Raw genomic sequence first — 17,731 nt, forward strand, 5'->3', positions numbered from 1 at the left:
GGCGCCCTGCAATGACCGTCGTCAACGGTCTCAGGCCGCGACGGCCTCGGCTTCCGTTCCCTTCGCCTCCTCAGCTCCGGGATGACGGCGGGTGGAGTAATAGAGGCCGATGGCGTTCCAGAAGGCGTCGCGGACGTCTGGCGCGAATTTGTCGAGGCAGGCTTCCAGCGCAGCGCGGCCGAGTTCGGAGGCCTCATTCAGTGCATCGTCGATCGGCGTGGCAAGATCGGACATGGTGGCCTTTCGCGGTGCAATAACGCGAAGGTCAACGCCCAAGCTGAAACTTCGATCCCGGCTATCGATCCCGAGGGAGGCCCTGGCCAGCCGCCCAAGGCGCAGCCGCGCGGCCAAGCTAGATGGAACGGCCTCAAGAAAGCGGTGCGCTACGGCACTCGCGGCGCAGCCAGCGGAGGCAGATTCCGCCTCGGCCGGCCGGCAGCGAGGATGGCGCTAGGGGCCTCCCCATGAGTGACCACCCCCGCCCGGCGCAAGCGTGGCACCGAAGTCACAGGGTGGGAAGAAGCGTGGCCATTCCCGCGATAGGGTTTCCGAAACCCTTTACGCCTAAGCTTCGGCTAACGATCCTGGGGCAGACGGCAGAGTCGTTCCCTGAAGCATCCTTCGGTGACGTGGACCCGGTCCCTCGTCGAAGCCTGCGGCCCCAGCGAACGCCGAAGCAGAAGCGATGGAGCTCGCATGAACCGGAACCAGAGCAGCCTGATCGGCAGTCTCCTCCTGGTCGGCCTTACGGGCTCTGGCCTCGGCGGCTGCGGAGTGCTCCCCACCGGTGGCGAGATGACGACGGGTTCGATCCCGGCCAAGAACGCCAAGGTCGTACAGACCCCGACCCGCGCGGACCGCGAGTGCCTCGCCCGCGCCATGTACTTCGAGTCGAACCGAACGGACGAGGACGGCATGCTCGCCGTCGGCACCGTGGTGATGAACCGCCTCGACAACCCGAAATATCCCGGCAGCGTCTGCGAGGTGGTCGGCCAGAAGCGCCAGTTCGCCAACGGCGTGCTCTCCAAGCCGGTACGCGACCAGGACCGTGCGCGCATCGAGAAGGTCGCCGACCTGATCCTCTCGGGCGAGCGCCACAAGGAAGTCGGCGCAGCGATGCACTTCCACACCGCCGGCTACCACTTCTCGTACACGAACATGCACTACGTCGCGCTCGCTGGCGGCAACCAGTTCTACGAGAAGACCGATCGCGAGGGCTACCTGCCGGCGATCCTGCCGCATGCCGTCGTCCAGACCGCCTCGGGCAAGCTCGTCCCGATCCAGATGGCGTCCCTCGCCGACGCGCCCGACGCATTCACCACCGGTGCGCCGCGGCCGCGCATGCCGTCGATCCAGGCGACGCAGGTCGCCTATGGCCTGACCCTGCCGCAGGGCGTTCCGACCCGGTACAGCTCCGCTCCGGCCCAGTAGGAACCCAGGACTGCCCAGCGACGAGCCCAGAATCAGACCCGGGAATTCCCGGTGTCGGCAAGACGGTTTGCGACGAGAGCCTTCACGTCCTAGATCAGAGCTCGGGTGACAGGCGCCCGCGCTCTCCCATTCGGACCATCATGGCCGTCGTCCTCGACCTCCTGAACAACGATCACCGGCCCAGGGCGGAACGCCCGCGCCATCCCGAGAAGGCGCATCGGCCGGACAATCCGATCCAGAAGAAGCCCGACTGGATCCGCGTCCGCGCGCCCGGCTCGAAGGCCTGGGCCGAGACCAACAAGATCGTCCGCGAGAACGGCCTCGTCACCGTCTGCGAGGAGGCGGGCTGCCCAAATATCGGCGAATGCTGGGAAAAACGGCACGCCACCTTCATGATCATGGGCGACACCTGCACGCGGGCCTGCTCGTTCTGCAACGTGCGCACCGGCCTGCCGCAGGGCCTTGACCAGGCCGAGCCCGACAAGGTCGCCGACGCGGTGGCCAAGCTCGGCCTGCACCACGTCGTCGTCACCTCAGTGGACCGCGACGACCTCGCCGACGGGGGCGCCGAGCATTTCGCCCGCACCATCGCGGCCATCCGCAAAGCGAGCCCCGGCACTACGATCGAGATCCTCACGCCCGATTTCCTGAGGAAACCCGGGGCTTTGGAGCGCGTGGTGGAAGCGCGGCCCGACGTCTTCAACCACAATCTCGAGACGGTGCCCGGCAAATACGTCACCGTGCGCCCCGGTGCGCGCTACTTCCACTCGGTGCACCTGCTGCAGCGGGTGAAGGAACTCGATCCGACCATCTTCACCAAGTCGGGCATCATGGTCGGCCTCGGCGAAGAGCGGAACGAGATCGTGCAATTGATGGACGACCTGCGTTCGGCCGACGTCGATTTCCTGACGGTCGGCCAATACCTTCAGCCGACCTCGAAGCATCACGCGGTGATCCGCTTCGTTCCTCCGGACGAGTTCAAGAGCCTGGAAAGCACGGCTTATTCCAAGGGCTTCCTGCTGGTCTCGGCGACGCCCCTGACGCGTTCATCGCACCATGCCGGCGAGGATTTTGCCCGGCTCAAGGCGGCCCGTCTGGCCAAGCTCGGCCTCACTCGCGAGGCGGCGATCGCCTGATGCCGTCCTTCCGCATCACCCGCCACGTGCGGCACACGCCGCAGCAGATGTACGATCTCGTGGCCGACATCGAGCGCTACCCGGAATTCCTGCCGCTCTGCGAGTCTCTGCGCGTGCTGCGCAGGCAAGAGGGCGCAAACGGCAATCCGGTGCTGATCGCGGAGATGGGAGTCGGCTACAAGGCGATTCGCGAGCGCTTCACCACCCGCGTCGGTCTCGATCCGCAGAACCTCAAGATCACCGCCGAGTACATCGACGGGCCGTTCAGGCACCTCGAGAACCGCTGGGCGTTCAAAGACAGCGCCAAGGGCGGCTGCGACGTCGAATTCTTCATCACCTATGAGTTCAAGAGCTTCGCCCTCGGGCTGCTCATGGGCAAGATGTTCGACAAGGCCTTCCGCAAGTTCACGGATGCCTTCGAGAGCCGCGCAAACCACGTCTATGGCGAAGCAGCTGCCTGACCGTCGGCAAGTCGCCAGCGCAGATCCGAGTAACATCATCCTGACGAGCGGCGCTCGGCCCCGTTGCCGAAAGCGTTTTGCGCAGGCTAGTCAGAACCGAACACGATCCAGTCCGGATCACTGGAACGAGCCCCGTCCGATGCGTGCTGCAGTTTCGATTATCTGTCTCGCTCTTTCCGCGGCGACGGCGGTCGCGCAGCCACGGCCTTTTACGCCTGCGCTGACCTGTGCCGCGGTGAAGGGCATCGTCGCGCGTCAAGGCGCGGTCGTTCTCGCGACGAGTGCTCACGCCTATGAGCTGGTCTTCCTCGACAGCGGCGCCTGCCGGGGCGAGGTCACGGCCGTCCCGGCCTTCGAGCCGGCGCTCGACGATCCGAACTGCTTCGCCGGATACCGCTGCCAGCAGCGCAACAACGGCAATACCAGCGGGAAATAAGCCAGGGGCGCCTGCATTCCCGTTCCGGGACGCTCCACCTGGGCGCCGATTGAATGGCGGCTAAGAGCTTGCTGCCAGAGTGTGCGAGAGCCGCGTTGCGTATCGGCTCCGTCGTGCAGCCACGACACGCCCCGCCGCTCTGGGTTTCGGTCCGAGCGGCGGGGCCGCCTACGCCGTCGCTCCCGTTCCCATCAATGCTTGATCAGGCTCTCGACGCTCTCGTTCGGGCCGATCTTTCCGGCAAAGCGTGCGAGCTTGGTCAGGCTCGACTCAGCCAGTCCGCCAGCGTTGGCGAAGGTGGCGAGCGCCATGCTGACGAGGAACTCGGACTCCTCCTGCGTCATCGCGCGACCGCTCAAGGTGCTGGCCGCGCCCTTCACCGCGAGGACCGCTTGACGAAACGCAGGATCGCTCTTGAGCTCTTCGAGACGCTTCATCGTACCTTCCGCCTTCGCTGATCCGCCGCCGGCTGCCGTGGCTCACCGCTGCGCAATGCGCAACCGTTCAACGGTGTTCCCGTAAAGCAACGCTTTGGGCGATTTGCGGTGCAGGGGAGTTTCGGCGCTCTCAGCGCCATGTCTCGCCACGGGTTCGACGCAAAGCACCCGTACCCGCCGAAGACTGCTCGAATGTTTCGAGACTCTGCAAAACTGGGCCGGCGAGAGCGGCCCGAGGTGTCGTGGTCATGTATCCTGTGGTCGCCGTATTGCTGCTCGCCGTGATGATCGCGATCATCGGCAGCCTCCCGACGACGGGCCCCTGGGGCTTCGCCGCGATCGCGATCATCGTGGCCGCCCTGCTCGTGCCGTGGACCCAGGCTGAGTGAGGCTGCGGCGCGGTCGCGTCATTCGATCGCTTCCATCGCGAGCGACAGGCGTGAGCGCAAGATAAACGCGCCGGTCTCGTCGCGGACCGCGGCGACGAAATCCTCGCGTTCCAGGTCAGGTGAGAGATCGCGTAGGATCGTCGTCATGATGCGTAGGAGCTTGTGACGGACCGCGGCGACGTCCGGCAGGTCGAAACCCTCGGTGTCGCGCACGTGCTCGGTGCCGGTATGCAGGTCGATGAAGAAGCGAGGCACGGGTATCCGGTTCTACGTGGGAATTTTACCCACGATCCTAGTGCTTACGTAATCGAAGCGGAAGCAGCAAGATCGCGCATCTCGCGAAAAATTGCGAGTACGCGATTGAAGTTCTCGGCAGTCGAACTCGCGCAAGCGACTGTCCCGTGTCTTTCAATGGACAATATACGACTTGCACGTGACAGCCGAGACCGAATGCTCGGCTGAGTTGCGACAGTAAAAAGCCAGCCTTTGCCTGCGCCGTCAGGGCATGCGCCGTGCCCTCTCCGACATCACGGACCGTGCTCACCCGCGTCATGACGGCGGTGATGATCCGCAGCAGCGGGCGACCCGAAAGGCCGGTTCTCGAAAGCTTGCGGTGCGCAGCTTACCGAAACGGCTTTCGAAACGATCGGGAAAACGTCAAGCTATCGCCCCCGTAGAACAGCCGGAAGCCTCATGTCGATCGGCCGATCACCCTGGCGCGTCATTCCAGGCTTGGTCCTGGCGCTCGCCGCCGTGCCGGCCCGAGCCGAGATCCAGGTCCAGGCGGCGAAGATCACGGCGGGCGAACTCTGGGTGCTCGGCTCGGCAGGCGAGCCCGACGCGGAGATCACGCTGGACGGCGCGTTCCCGCGCCGCACCGATGCCAAGGGCAATTTCGAGTTCCGGGTTGTCCATCATCCGGCAACCTGCATCGTCACCCTCCGCACGGAACGCCAGGAGCGGCAGGCCGTGGTCGCCGAATGCGGCCAGCAGGGTCCACCGGGGCCGCAGGGGCCGATCGGTGCGACGGTGACCTCCGTCATCCCGGGGCCGCCCGGCCTGCCCGGAGAGCCGGGTCCGCCCGGCGATGCAGGTCCCCCCGGTCCGCAGGGCGAACACGGCGAGGCTGGCCCGGCCGGGCCGTCGGGCGCCGACGGACGGAACGGAGCCGATGGTGCGCGCGGGGAGAAGGGCGAGCCCGGTCCAGTCGGGCCGCCGGGCGCCGAGGGGCGGAACGGCGCCGATGGTGCGCCCGGCGCGGCCGGGGAGAAAGGTGAGCCCGGTCCAGCCGGTCCGGCAGGCGACACGGGCCGGCCGGGAAGCGCCGGCCCATCAGGTCCACCGGGACCGGCGGGCGACCGCGGGCAGCCCGGACCTCCAGGGCCTGCTGGTCCTGCAGGGTCTCCCGGCAAGGCCGGCCCAGCCGGGCCGCGCGGCCCTGCCGGACAGGCTGGCGCCGCGGCGGCGCCTGCCAGGCCGCCGGCCCGCGCGCCGAGGGCCGAGCCGGAGACCACCACTACGGCTCCGCGTGGGTCGCGGCGCGCGCCGGCCGAGGAGGATCCCGATCCCGACGTCGTCCGGTAGGACGGCCTCAGGCCATCTCGTCGACAGATGCCCGTGCACGTCGACCGACGCGCAGTCGGGCAACGCCTCGATGAAAGGCGCGTCCGGCCCGACCTCAGATCAGCCTGTCCGGCGGTCCGTGGCGCGCATGCGCGGCGAATCGGTGGAGGCTGCCAGACCGCGGCCGCCGACGGTCCGCGCAGTGCTCGACGATGGTGAGCTGGCGGAGAGATGCGCGATGACGAGGTCCGCAGTCTCGTCCGAGAGATCGGAGATGATCAGGCCGGCTCCAGCGAAGACCGTGCAACGGCCGTCGAACGCGCGATGCTTGCGAATGTCAGACATGACGCCTCCTGCGATCCGTCCATGACAGCACAACTCTCGGCGGGCGCCAATGCCGACGCAGGCCAATGCTGTCCGGGCAACGCCGGGAGGCCGCGCCGCTCACCGCACCAGAGCGAGCAGCCCGATGGTCACCGCGAAGGCGATTGAGAGCGCACCTGACCCCAGCAAAGTCATGTCGATCACCCAATCGCCTTTGCCCTCGATCCATTTCCAGGACATGGCTGCGCTCCCTCTCTGCGCAAGAGTGATGACTCCGCTCTATTGCTCGGCTGTGTCTATCTGCCGCCGCCGCACGGACTTCTCGTTTCCGGGCGGCCATCGCCATGCACCGCCGGGGAGCAGGCGCGCAGGACGCGGCGTTGTTCTCCCGTGAGCTGCAGGAGTGCCCATGGCCGATCCCTATGATCTCGAGCGTTTCGTCGAGGCTCAAGCGACAAGCTTCGACCAGGCACTGCGGGAGCTCGTCGCGGGCCGCAAGCGCAGCCACTGGATGTGGTTCGTCTTCCCGCAATGCTCCGGCCTCGGATCGAGCGACATGGCACGACGCTATGCGATCAGCGGCCTCGACGAAGCACGCGCCTTCCTGCGGCACCCCATCCTCGGCACGCGCCTGCGGACCTGCACCGCGGCCGTGAACGCCGTGAGCGGCCGCACTGCACACGACATCTTCGGATCGCCTGATGACATGAAGTTCCGCTCCAGCATGACCCTATTCTCGCGCGCAGACCCGAGCGTTGCGGAGTTCGGCGAAGCACTCACGGCCTATTTCGGGGGCGACGAAGACATGCGTACGCTGGAGAGCCTTTCGCACGGCTGACCGCCCGGTCCCATACGAGAACGGAAGCCTCCTTTCAGTGCGAAGTTAGTGGTCGCGATCCTCGACGACGCGGCGAAGGCCGATTGGTCCACTGGCGTCTGAAGGACGCGCGGTCCGAACGATCGTCTTCCCACGACTGCGAACATCCTTTTGCGAACAGAGCCCGGGCTCAGATCGGGGGAGCTTTTTCCGCGCCATGCATGACGAGCCCCGACTAGTCCCAGGCCGCTGAATCCAGCGCCTTTCACATAACCAGCGACTAAATTCGCTGCCGGCTCGTTCGTTCTCCCTATGACCGCAACGGACGGCAGGCACTGAAACGAGCAGTCGCTCCAAAGGGCAGACGCACGTTTCGATGTCACGCGTTCGAAGCGGTCTTGCGTGGCACGTGCCTGATCGCGGGCAAGCGTGTCGCAACGCCGGCCGCTGGTGACGAACCGCAGTCCGATGGGACGACGCGGCGTCGCTACGGAGCCGCGAAGCGGGACAGGAGAGACAACCGTGATCTTCGATCGGGACGACATCACGTTCATCGTCGTGGTCAACCACGAGGAGCAGTATTCGATCTGGCCGGAATACAAGGAGATCCCGGCTGGCTGGCGCGCCGTCGGCAAGAGCGGGCCGAAGAAGGACTGCCTCGCCTATATCGAGGAGGTCTGGACCGACATGCGGCCGCTCAGCCTGCGCAAGCACATGGAGGAGCAGGCCGCTGCCGGGGGCGGAGCCAGTCCGTCGGTCCACTGATCGCGGTGGCGCGGGAGAGCGACAACGCGGCGGTTCGGCTGTTCTGCCTGCCCTATGCGGGCGGCAGTGCGATGGCCTATGCGCGCTGGCGGCGGCTTCTGCCGTCCTGGATCGCGGCGGAACTCGTCGAGTTTCCCGGCCGCGGCGCGCGCATGGACGAGCCGCTCGGCACCGATCCGCACGACCTCGCCTGGCGGCTGGCGGACGAGATCGGCGAGCGGCTCGACCAGCCCTATGCCCTGTTCGGCCACAGCCTCGGGGCGGTCGTCGCCTACGAGCTGGCCCATGTGCTGGTCGCGCGCGGCGCGCCGCTGCCGCTGGTGCTGTTCGCCTCGGGCACCGAGGCACCCTCCGTGCGGGACGACAGCGACTGGCGCCGCCCGCGAAGCGATGCCGAGCTGATCGCCGAGCTGCGCGCCATGCGCGGAACGCCCGAGGAAGCGATCGCCAGCTCCGAGCTGATGGAGACGATCCTCCCGATCCTGCGCGCCGACTTCCTGATGTGCGGTGCCTTCGCCTACCGCCCCCGCCGCAAACTGCCATGCCCGATCCACACGCTCGGCGGCACCGAGGACGATTGCGCCGTGGCGGCGCTCGAAGCCTGGGGCCGCGAGACCGAGGCCGGCTTCCGGCTCGATCTCGTGCCGGGCAGCCACTTTTTCATCCATGAGCGGCAGGCCGAGGTGCTCGGCCTGATCGAGAAAGACCTGGCCGAGCGGCTGCCGAAAGCCGCGCTCGCAGCCACCGCCTGATCGACGCCGACGCCGAGACGACACGAAACCCGCAGACGGAGCCACCCGCGACATGAGCGCCTTCACCGTCCGTCCCCTCCTCGAGGGCACCAGCCTGCCGATGCTGTTCGAGGCATCCGGCTCGTCGATCCTGCTCTCGGACGCGCTGCCCGAGATGCGCCCCGAGATCGACAAGCACCTGCGCACCGGCGGCGGCGTGATGTTCCGCGGCTTCGACCTCGACGGGGCGGATGCCTTCCGCGCCTTCGCCGGCGATTTCGGCCATCCGCTGCTGACCTACGAGTTCGGCTCGACGCCGCGCAGCCAGGTCACCAAGGGCGTCTACACCTCCACCGAATACCCGCCGCACCAGCACATCCCGCTGCACAACGAGCAGGCCTACACCCGCGATTGGCCGATGAAGATCTGGTTCTACTGCATGCAGGCGGCGCCCGAGGGCGGCGAGACCCCGATCGCCGACAGCCGCGCCATCTTCAACGACGTGCCGGAGGCGATCCGCCAGGCCTTCGTCGACAAGGGTCTGATGTACGTGCGCAATTACGGCAACGGGCTCGACGTGCCGTGGCAACAGGTCTTCGGCACCGAAGACAAGGCCGAGGTCGAGGCCTATTGCGCCAAGCACGGCATCACCTGCGACTGGAAGGATGACGGCGAGCTGCGCACCCGCCAGGTCTGCCAGGGCGCCGCGCGCCATCCCGTCACCGGCGAGTGGGTCTGGTTCAACCAGGCCCATCTGTTCCACGTCTCGAACCTCGAGCCCGAGGTACGCGAGAGCCTGCTCGACATAGTCGAGGACGAGGAAGAGCTGCCGCGCAACGTCCTCTACGGTGACGGCAGCCCGATCGACGACGCGACCCTCGAGACCGTGCGCGACGTGCTGAAGCAGCACACGGTGATCTTCCCCTGGCAGAGCGGGGACGTGGTCATGCTCGACAACATGCTCACGGCGCATGCCCGCACGCCCTTCAAGGGCCCGCGGAAGGTCATCGTGGCGATGGCCGAGGCCCACGGCCAGCACTGATTTTCCCGGCGGCCCATGGCCCGCCTTTTCGCCGCGGCATCACACCCAGTCAGCGATCAGCATGCGAAACGACTCTCTCGTCGACCGACTGCGGAGCCACGCCGCGCTTAAGCCCGAGGCCCGCGCCCTGCGCTTCCTCGACGGCGACACGCTGGGCGCCGACCTGACCTATGCCGAGCTCGACACGCGCATTCGCGCGGTGGCGGCGCATCTGCAGCAGGGCGTGGCGCGGGGCGAGCGTGCGCTGCTGCTCTTCCCGAACAGCGTCGATTACGTCGTCGCCTTCTATGCCTGCCTCTATGCCGGGGTGATCGCGGTGCCGGCCTACCCGCCGGTCCGCGGACGCTCGCAGCACGCCACGCGCCTGCGCGGCATCATGATCGATGCGCAGCCGCGCTTCATCCTGACGACCGAGGCACTGAGCGCGCTCGTCGCCGCCGAGCTGCCGCCGGATGCCGAGACCCGGATCATCGCGGTCGACGGCGTGCCGGTCTCTGCGGCCTCCGACTGGCGGGAAGCCTCGCCGGTGCCGGATGACATCGCCTTCCTGCAATACACCTCCGGCTCGACCGCCCAGCCGAAGGGGGTCTGCGTCTCGCATGCCAATCTCGCAGCCAACGAGCGCGCGATCACCGATGCCTTCCGCATGAGCCAGGACGACATCGTCGTGAGCTGGCTGCCGCTGTTCCACGACATGGGCCTGATCGGCGGCCTGCTGCAGCCGCTCTACCTCGGTATTCCCGCGGTTCTCATGGACCCGAAGAGCTTCACCGAGCGCCCGCGCCGATGGCTGGAGACGATCCAGCGCTTCGGCGCCACCTTCAGCGGCGGTCCCGACTTCGCCTACGCGCTGTGCGCCGACCGGATCAGCGACGCCGTCGCCGAGACGCTCGACCTCAGCACCTGGCGCATCGCGTTCAGTGGGTCGGAATTCGTCCGCGCCGGCACCCTCAACCGCTTCACCCGGCGCTTCGCGGCGAGCCGGTTTTCGCCCAAGGCGTTGTGCCCCGGCTACGGGCTAGCCGAGGCGACCCTGTTCGTCACCGGCAGCCCGCCCGGCGAGAGCGCGAGCATCGTCAATTACGACCGCACGGCACTCGGGCAGGGCCGGGTCGTCGAGGCGGAGGACGGCTCGCCGCTGGTGGCGGCCGGTCATACCCGGCCCGACCATACCATCCACATCATGCGCACCGATGGCAGCCGCATGGCCGATCAGGACACGATCGGCGAGATCTGGGTGCGCGGCCCGAGTGTCGCCCGCGGCTACTGGCGCAACGAGGCGGCGACGCAAGCCGCCTTCGTCGAGACGGAGAGCGGCCATTGGCTGCGCACGGGCGATCTCGGCTTCGTGCGCCGGGACGGAGGCGTCGTCGTCACTGGGCGCATCAAGGACATGCTGATCGTCCGCGGCCAGAACCTCTTCGCCCTCGATATCGAAACGGCGGTGGAGGCCGAGATCGAGGCGGTGCGACCGGGCCGCGTCGCCGCGTTCCCGGTTGAGATCGATGGCCGCGAGGGCATCGGCATCGCCGCTGAGTTCCGCCGCGGCATCGCCAATCTGGTGCCGGCCGAAACCCTGCGCGAAGCCCTGGCGAAGGCCGTGGTGCAGGCCTGCGGCGAGGCGCCCGTGGTGAGCGTGCTGCTCAACCCACGCGGCATGCCGCTCACCACCAGCGGGAAGCTGCAGCGCGCGGCCTGCGGCATGCGCTGGGAGAACGGGCTGGATAGTTTTGCCGTGTTCGTCGGTGGCAAGCGACTGGAGGCAGTGGCTGACACCGCGCCATTCTCCCAAAGCCCTCATCCTGAGGTGGTGGTTGGGCATGAGAACGCTCGCAGCCTCGTCGACGCTGCCGTTCTCGACGCCTGGCGCGAGGCCCTCGGCATCTCCGCGATCGTACCGACGGACGACTTCTTCATGCTCGGCGGCAACTCCATCGCCGCCGCCCAGGCCGCCGCTGCCCTGCGCGAGACCCTGAAGGTCGAACTCGACCTCTCTGCCTTCTTCCGCCACCCGACCCTCTCGGCCTTCGCCGCCCATGTCGGCACGCTGCCGCGCGCCGCCGAAGACAGCGTTCCGCCGGTCGTGCCGGTCTCGCCTGCAGCGCCGCTGGCGCTGTCGCACGCCCAGGAGCGGCTCTGGTTCCTCTGGCAGATGGACCCGGCCAGCACCGCCTACATGGTGGCCGGGGCGATCCGGCTGCGCGGTAATCTCGATGCCGGCTCGCTGTCTCACGCTCTCGACGCCGTCGTTGCCCGGCACGAAGCCCTGCGCACCACCTTCGAGGCGGGCGACGGCGGCGGAACGCAGATCATCCACGAGGCGGCCCCGGTGCCGGTTGAGATCGTCGATCTCACCGTGGTCGACGGCGTGGAACGGGCCGATGCCATCGCTGCGCGGACCCAGGACGCGCTGGCCGTACCCTTCGACCTAACCACGGGTCCGCTGCTGCGCGCCAGCCTGTTGCGGCTCGGCCCGGGCGAACACGAATTCGTCCTCACCGCTCACCACATCGTGGTCGATGGCATCTCGATGGGCGTGCTGCTCGACGAGATCGGCGCCCTCTATCTCGACGCCGCGGCGTCCCTGCCGCCGCTCCCGGTGCAATACGCCGACTACGCCGCCTGGCAGCGCAACTGGCTCGGCGCCGGCGAGGGCGAGCGCCAGCTCGGATTCTGGGCCGAACGGCTCGGCACCGAGCATCCGGTGCTCACCCTGCCGCATGACCGGCCTCGTCCGGCGCAGCAGAGCCATCGCGGCGACACGGTCACGCTCGCCATCGAGGTCGATCTCGCCGGCCGGGTTCGCGCGCTGGCCCGAACCGAACAGGCCAGCACCTTCATGGTGCTGCTCGCGGCCTATGCCGTCCTGCTTCACCGCAATTCGGGCGAGAGCGACCTGCGCATTGGCGTGCCCACCGCAAATCGCCGGCTGAAGCCGCTGGAAGGGCTGATCGGCTTCTTCGTCAACACGCTGGTGCTGCGCCTCTCCACCGATGACCGGCTGACGTTCTCCGGCCTGCTGGCCCAGACCAAGCACGCCGTCATCGAGGCGCTTGCGCATCAGGACATACCGTTCGAGCGCGTCGTCGAGCGCCTCGCGCCCGAGCGCAACCTCGGCCACAACCCGCTCTTCCAGGCCAAGTTCAACTACATGGCCGAGCCTCGTGGCTTCACCTCGGTGCCAGGGCTCGACGCCGAGATCCGCATCGTCGACCTCGCCGGCGCGCATTTCGATCTCGCGCTCGACATTCTCGACGGCGCCGAGGGCATGAAGGCGACGTTCAACTTCGCCACCGACCTGTTCGACCGCGACACGATCGAGCGGATCGCCGCGCAGTTCGGTGACGTTCTCCGTCAGGTCGCGGTTGCGGCCGATCGCCCCCTGGCGGACCTCACGCTTCCGGAGGCGGCCCGGCGCGCGATCGCCATCGAACGGCAGGCCTTTACGGCTGCAACGTTTCCCCAGCTCTTCGCCAATGCCGTGCAGTCCTGGCCCGAGGCCGAGGCCGTCGTCGACGCCGAAGGCGGCCTGACCTATGCGGAACTCGATGCCCGCTCGAATGGGCTCGCGACCGATCTTCGCGCCAGAACGATCGCCGCCGAGACCCGCGTCGCCATCCTCGCCGAGCGGTCGAACGCTTTCGTGATCGCACTTCTCGGCGTGATGAAAGCCGGTGGCGTCGCCGTGCCGCTCGACCCGTCATGGCCGCTCGGCCGCATCCGGGCCGTGCTGGACGATGCCGGCATTGCCACCTTCCTGTCGGCCGGAGACGCGCTCACACTCGCCCGCGAGACCGGCCGCACCGTCATCGATGCCGGCAGCGTCTCACCGCAGCCAGGCTCGGCAGCTTTCCCGGCGATCGATCCGCATCAGGCGGCCTACGTCATCTACACCTCGGGCTCGACCGGCAAGCCGAAGGGCGTCGTGGTCGCTCATGGCGCACTCGCCAACTACGTGCAGGCGCTGCTGCTGCGCCTGCAGCCCGAGCCGGGCGACGTCATGGCCATGGTCTCGACCCCGGCGGCCGATCTCGGCCACACCGTGCTGTTCGGTGCGCTGGCATCAGGCGCGAGCCTGCACCCGTTTCCGCGCGAGGATGCCTTCGATGCGGCGCTGTTCGCCGCCCGCATGCGCGATCACGCCGTCGATATCCTCAAGATCGTCCCGAGCCACCTGCGCGGGCTGATCCAGGCGGACGCCTCCGGCGGCGTGCTGCCGCGCAAGACACTCGTTCTCGGCGGCGAGGCCTGCGATCCGGCGCTCGTCGCGGAGATCCGCCGGTTGCGGCCGACGTTGCGCATCCTCAATCACTACGGGCCAACGGAAACGACGGTCGGCGTTCTCACTCACGAGGTCGGTGAACCAAAGGAGGTCGTGCCAGTCGGCTTGCCCCTTGCCAATTGCGAAGCCCATGTCCTCGATGCCTCGCTGAACCCTGTCCCGGCCAGCGTCGCCGCCGAGCTATATGTCGGCGGCGACGGGCTCGCCCGTGGCTATCTCGGCAACCCCCTCGCGACGGCGGAGCGCTTCGTGCCGAACCCGTTCGGAGCGCCGGGCAGCCGGCTCTACCGGACCGGCGACCGGGTGCGCGCCGACCGCGACGGCAACCTCGTCTTCCTCGGTCGCAGCGACGACCAGATCAAGCTGCGCGGCTACCGCATCGAACCTCGCGAGATCGCGCAGATGCTCGCGGCCGATCCGACCTTGGCGGACGCCGCCGTTCTGGCGCAGCCCGTCGCGCTGGACGAGCCTGCGCGCCAGCTCGTGGCCTACGTGACCGCCGCGCCAGGGGCCGCCCCCGAGCCCGCGGCGCTCAAGACGAGGCTCGCTGGGCAGCTGCCGGACTACATGGTCCCGGCGCACATCCTGCTGCTCGACCGCCTGCCGCTCACGGCCAACGGGAAACTCGACCGCAAGGCGCTGCCGCTTCCCGAGGCGGCACCCACGGCGACCGCAGCCGCCGAGCCGATGGGCGATGTCGAACAGGCCATCGCCGAGATCTGGTGCCAAGTGCTGCGACGCGACAGCGTCGGCGCCACCGACAACTTCTTCGAGCTGGGCGGGGATTCGATCCTCAGCCTCCAGGTGATCGCCCGGCTGCGCAAGCGCGGCATCAAGCTCACCCCGAAGCAAATCTTCGATCGGCAAACCGTCCGCAGCCTCGCCGAGGTCGCCGGAGCGGTGGCCCCGAAAGCCCCCGCCTCGAAGCCGGTCGAAGCGCCAGCCACGTCCATCCCGCTGCTGCCGATCCAGGACCGTTTCTTCGCCGAGGTCACCGTCGACCGGCATCACTGGAACCAGTCGCTTCTGCTCGCCGCGCGCGAGCGGCTCGATCCGGAGCCCCTGGCCAAGGCCTTGCAGGCGCTTCTCGACCACCACGAGGCGCTGACGACGCGATTCGACGAGGGCGCGTCCGGTTGGCGAGCGGAGCGCGGGGCATCGGCACCCCGCGCCGACCTGTTGCGACGGGTCTCGGCCGTGAATTCGGCGGCTGTCGCCGGCCTCTGTGCCGAGGTGCAGGCCAGCCTCGATCTCGGCGCCGGCCGTCTGGTCCAGGCCCTGCTGATCGACAGGTCCGAGGGCGGGCAGCACCTGCTGCTCGCGATCCACCATCTCGCGGTCGACGGCGTGTCCTGGCGTGTCTTGCTCGAGGATCTCGCGACGGCCTACGCTCAGGCGAGCGAGGGGCGGCCGATCGATCTCGGGGCGAAGACCGATAGTTTCGCGCAGTGGGCCACACGCCTGCGCGAACCTCCTGCGCCGGCAGCGGAGCTTCCATTCTGGCTGGCCCAGGGCAACGGCTTGGATGCCGGCCTGCCGAGCGACCGCATTCCGGCGACACCCGAACTCCTGGCGGATGCCGAGACGGTGGCCTGCACCCTCGATGCCGGCCTCACCCGCCGCCTCCTGACCGAAGCGCCTTCCGCTTACCGCACTCAGGTCAACGATCTGCTTCTCGCCGCCCTCGCGCGCACATTGAGCGGCTGGTCCGGCCAAGACGCCGTGTTGGTCGAACTCGAAGGCCATGGCCGCGAGGACGTCTTGCCCGGCATGGACGTGTCGCGAACCGTCGGCTGGTTCACGACCGTGTTCCCCCTGCGTCTCGAGGGAGCGGGCGACGAGGCAGGCGCTCTGATTAAGCGCACCAAGGACGCCATCCGCGCGCTCCCCGAGCGCGGCATCGGCTATGGTCTGCTGTCTCGTTTCGGCAGCGCCGAGCAGCGCGCGGCGCTCGAGGCATCGCCACAACCGCAGGTGACCTTCAACTATCTCGGCCAACTCGATGCGAGCTTCGATTCCGATAGCCTCTTTGCCCTGACCGACGAGGATCCGGGCTCGTCTCGCTCGCCGAAGGCGCCGTTCGGCCGCCCGCTCGGCATCGTCGGCGAGGTGCGCGAGGGCTGCCTGCGCCTCTCCTGGCGCTACGGCCGGCAGCGGCACGACCGGGCCACGATCGCGCGACTGGCCGAGCTTTACGCCGACACCCTGCGCGACCTCGTCGAGCACTGCGCCGGCGCGTCCGGCCTGACGCCGTCCGATGTCCCGCTCGCTGGCCTCGACCAAGCCGGTCTCGACTCCTTGCTCGGCGCGTCCGGCCTCGACCCACGCGGCACCGAGGACATCTATCCGCTCGCCCCGACGCAGGCCGGCATTCTGTTCCACAGTCTCTCGGAGGGCGACAGCCGGCGCACCTACGTCAACCAGATCGCGGTGACGGTCGAAGGCATCGATGGCGCCCGGATCGAAGCGGCCTGGACGAGTGCCACGCGGCGGCATGCCGTGCTGCGCACAAGCATCCATTGGCAGGGCCTCGACGGCACCGCCCTCCAGATCGTGCACGCCGACCCCGCATTACCCTTGGTGGTCGACGATTGGCGCGGGGCCGATGGCCTCGAACGGCGCATCGCGGAGGCCGAGCGGGCCGAGCACGAGGCACCGTTCGCACTCGATCGAGCCCCTCTGCAGCGGGTTCGGCTGATCCGCCTGGACGATGCGCCAGGAGGAAGGCAGCGGCATCGCCTGATCTGGACGAGCCATCACATCCTGATGGATGGCTGGTCCTCCGCACGCCTGCTCGCCGAGATCATGGGAGCCGAGGGTGCGGCTTCGTCCGGCGGCCGCTATCGCGACTACATCGCGTGGCTCGCCACCCGCGACCAGGCGGCGGCCGAGGGGTTCTGGCGCGAGGAACTGGCGCCCCTCGACGAGCCGACGCTTCTGGCACCGGCTCTGCATCGAAGTGGCACCGGAGAGCCGGGCCATGGCAGCCTGCCGCTCGCCCTCGACGGCGACGCCTTCGCGCGCCTATCGGGCTTCGCCCGGCGCGAGCGCATCACACTGAACACGCTGGTGCAGGGGGCATGGACCCTCGCCCTGCGCCGCCTCACCGGGCGGGACGCGGTTGTCTTCGGCGCCACCGTCGCGGGCCGGCCCGACGAGCTTCCGGGCGCCCAGGACATACTCGGGCTGTTCATCAACACGCTGCCCGTCATTGACGACGCCTCTCCGGCGACGGGCGTCGCTGCGTGGCTGCGCACGCTCCAGGACAGGAACCTGCGCCTGCGTGAGCATGAGCATACGGCTCTCGGCCAGATCCAGACCCTCGCCGGACGGCCCGGCCAACCGCTCTTCGATACGATCGTGGTGTTCGAGAATTATCCGATCGACGAGACGCTGTTGCTGGAAGGAGAGGCCGACTCGGCTCGCCCCGCCTTCACCGACCTGCGCCATGCCAGCCCGACCAACTACGCGCTGACGCTCTACGTCTTTGCGGGTGCGGACCGGCTGGACCTGCGTTTCGACCACGATCTCGCGCTTTTCTCGGCCGAGCAGGTCGACCTGATTCGGAGCAGCGTCGCGGGCCTTCTCGCGGCGCTCTGCGAAGATGCCGAGCGGTCTCTCGGAACCGTGTCGGCTGCCGACGACGTGGCCCGGATCGCGGCGGCTTTGGCGGCGACGCGGGCAGCGGATGCGGCCGATGGCGGGTCTCTCGCCCTGATGCCTGAGGCGATCGCGGCGCGGGCTGCGCGCCATCCCGATGCCGTCGCGCTGGTCGAGGCCGACGGTGCGCTGCTGAGCTACGGCCAGCTCGAGGCACGGGCGGAGCGTCTGGCGGCGCATCTGCGCGGCCTGGGCGTGGGGGCCGGTTCGGGAGCGCCCGGCGCCGGCGAGAGCCGGGTCGGCCTGGCGCTCGGCCG

Annotated in this window: 15 protein-coding genes; 11 read left to right on the forward strand and 4 right to left on the reverse strand. The window is 68.4% G+C overall.

Annotated elements, in window-relative coordinates; genetic code table 11:
• Nucleotides 1-30: 30 nt before the first annotated feature.
• Nucleotides 31-234, reverse strand: coding sequence for a hypothetical protein (locus GGR33_RS17945; RefSeq protein ID WP_183507680.1), 204 nt, complete (start codon nt 232-234; stop codon nt 31-33).
• A 462-nt stretch (nt 235-696) separates the two neighbouring features.
• Here GGR33_RS17945 and GGR33_RS17950 point away from each other — a divergent pair, with 462 nt between their 5' ends.
• From GGR33_RS17950 to GGR33_RS17965, 4 genes are all read left to right on the forward strand, one after another.
• Nucleotides 697-1,431 (forward strand): cell wall hydrolase, encoded by a 735-nt coding sequence (locus GGR33_RS17950; RefSeq protein ID WP_183507682.1) that lies wholly within the window; start codon nt 697-699, stop codon nt 1,429-1,431.
• A 140-nt stretch (nt 1,432-1,571) separates the two neighbouring features.
• On the forward strand, nt 1,572-2,567 hold the full coding sequence (gene lipA / locus GGR33_RS17955) for a lipoyl synthase (RefSeq protein ID WP_183507684.1): 996 nt from the start codon (nt 1,572-1,574) through the stop codon (nt 2,565-2,567).
• Nucleotides 2,567-3,028, forward strand: a complete 462-nt coding sequence (locus tag GGR33_RS17960; RefSeq protein WP_183507686.1) for a type II toxin-antitoxin system RatA family toxin — start codon at nt 2,567-2,569, stop codon at nt 3,026-3,028. The genes lipA and GGR33_RS17960 overlap by 1 nt, the downstream gene beginning before the upstream one ends.
• 139 nt (nt 3,029-3,167) lie before the next feature.
• Entirely contained in the window at nt 3,168-3,464 is a 297-nt protein-coding gene (locus GGR33_RS17965; protein WP_183507688.1) for a hypothetical protein, read from the forward strand.
• 191 nt (nt 3,465-3,655) lie between these two features.
• On the opposite strand, the gene GGR33_RS17970 is transcribed toward GGR33_RS17965, so the two are convergent.
• Nucleotides 3,656-3,901: a hypothetical protein gene (locus tag GGR33_RS17970; RefSeq protein WP_183507690.1), complete on the reverse strand. Its 246-nt coding sequence runs from the start codon at nt 3,899-3,901 to the stop codon at nt 3,656-3,658.
• 242 nt (nt 3,902-4,143) lie between these two features.
• Here GGR33_RS17970 and GGR33_RS17975 point away from each other — a divergent pair, with 242 nt between their 5' ends.
• The gene (locus GGR33_RS17975; protein WP_183507692.1) at nt 4,144-4,290 is read left to right on the forward strand and encodes a hypothetical protein; all 147 of its coding nucleotides are present in this window, start codon (nt 4,144-4,146) and stop codon (nt 4,288-4,290) included.
• Between the two features lie 18 nt (nt 4,291-4,308).
• Here the strand turns inward: GGR33_RS17975 and GGR33_RS17980 are convergent, their stop codons facing one another.
• Nucleotides 4,309-4,545: a DUF6894 family protein gene (locus GGR33_RS17980; protein ID WP_183507694.1), complete on the reverse strand. Its 237-nt coding sequence runs from the start codon at nt 4,543-4,545 to the stop codon at nt 4,309-4,311.
• Nucleotides 4,546-4,983: 438 nt separating this feature from the next.
• Between GGR33_RS17980 and GGR33_RS26285 the strand changes: the two genes are divergently transcribed.
• The gene (locus GGR33_RS26285) at nt 4,984-5,874 is read left to right on the forward strand and encodes a collagen-like domain-containing protein (protein WP_183507696.1); all 891 of its coding nucleotides are present in this window, start codon (nt 4,984-4,986) and stop codon (nt 5,872-5,874) included.
• A 99-nt stretch (nt 5,875-5,973) separates the two neighbouring features.
• Here the strand turns inward: GGR33_RS26285 and GGR33_RS17990 are convergent, their stop codons facing one another.
• The gene (locus GGR33_RS17990; protein WP_183507698.1) at nt 5,974-6,198 is read right to left on the reverse strand and encodes a hypothetical protein; all 225 of its coding nucleotides are present in this window, start codon (nt 6,196-6,198) and stop codon (nt 5,974-5,976) included.
• Between the two features lie 388 nt (nt 6,199-6,586).
• On the opposite strand from GGR33_RS17990, the gene GGR33_RS17995 reads away from it, so the two are divergent.
• The 5 genes from GGR33_RS17995 to GGR33_RS18015 form a co-directional block, all read left to right on the forward strand.
• Nucleotides 6,587-7,015, forward strand: a complete 429-nt coding sequence (locus GGR33_RS17995) for a DUF1810 domain-containing protein (RefSeq protein ID WP_183507700.1) — start codon at nt 6,587-6,589, stop codon at nt 7,013-7,015.
• A 501-nt stretch (nt 7,016-7,516) separates the two neighbouring features.
• Complete coding sequence (locus tag GGR33_RS18000; protein ID WP_284212177.1) at nt 7,517-7,759, forward strand: MbtH family protein; 243 nt, start codon at nt 7,517-7,519, stop codon at nt 7,757-7,759.
• A 5-nt stretch (nt 7,760-7,764) separates the two neighbouring features.
• Nucleotides 7,765-8,511, forward strand: coding sequence for a thioesterase II family protein (locus GGR33_RS18005; RefSeq protein WP_284212176.1), 747 nt, complete (start codon nt 7,765-7,767; stop codon nt 8,509-8,511).
• Between the two features lie 52 nt (nt 8,512-8,563).
• Nucleotides 8,564-9,532 (forward strand): TauD/TfdA family dioxygenase, encoded by a 969-nt coding sequence (locus tag GGR33_RS18010; RefSeq protein ID WP_183507704.1) that lies wholly within the window; start codon nt 8,564-8,566, stop codon nt 9,530-9,532.
• A 61-nt stretch (nt 9,533-9,593) separates the two neighbouring features.
• The coding region (locus tag GGR33_RS18015; RefSeq protein WP_183507706.1) for a non-ribosomal peptide synthetase at nt 9,594-17,731 on the forward strand (8,138 nt) is incomplete at its 3' end.

Source organism: Methylobacterium brachythecii (assembly GCF_014196345.1).
GTDB lineage: Bacteria > Pseudomonadota > Alphaproteobacteria > Rhizobiales > Beijerinckiaceae > Methylobacterium > Methylobacterium brachythecii.

Coding starts and splice junctions, on each gene's coding strand:
- GGR33_RS17945 (WP_183507680.1), bottom strand. CDS start 234: ATGTCCGATCTTGCCACGCCGATCGACGATGCACTGAATGAGGCCTCC.
- GGR33_RS17950 (WP_183507682.1), top strand. CDS start 697: ATGAACCGGAACCAGAGCAGCCTGATCGGCAGTCTCCTCCTGGTCGGC.
- lipA (WP_183507684.1), top strand. CDS start 1,572: ATGGCCGTCGTCCTCGACCTCCTGAACAACGATCACCGGCCCAGGGCG.
- GGR33_RS17960 (WP_183507686.1), top strand. CDS start 2,567: ATGCCGTCCTTCCGCATCACCCGCCACGTGCGGCACACGCCGCAGCAG.
- GGR33_RS17965 (WP_183507688.1), top strand. CDS start 3,168: ATGCGTGCTGCAGTTTCGATTATCTGTCTCGCTCTTTCCGCGGCGACG.
- GGR33_RS17970 (WP_183507690.1), bottom strand. CDS start 3,901: ATGAAGCGTCTCGAAGAGCTCAAGAGCGATCCTGCGTTTCGTCAAGCG.
- GGR33_RS26285 (WP_183507696.1), top strand. CDS start 4,984: ATGTCGATCGGCCGATCACCCTGGCGCGTCATTCCAGGCTTGGTCCTG.
- GGR33_RS17990 (WP_183507698.1), bottom strand. CDS start 6,198: ATGTCTGACATTCGCAAGCATCGCGCGTTCGACGGCCGTTGCACGGTC.
- GGR33_RS17995 (WP_183507700.1), top strand. CDS start 6,587: ATGGCCGATCCCTATGATCTCGAGCGTTTCGTCGAGGCTCAAGCGACA.
- GGR33_RS18010 (WP_183507704.1), top strand. CDS start 8,564: ATGAGCGCCTTCACCGTCCGTCCCCTCCTCGAGGGCACCAGCCTGCCG.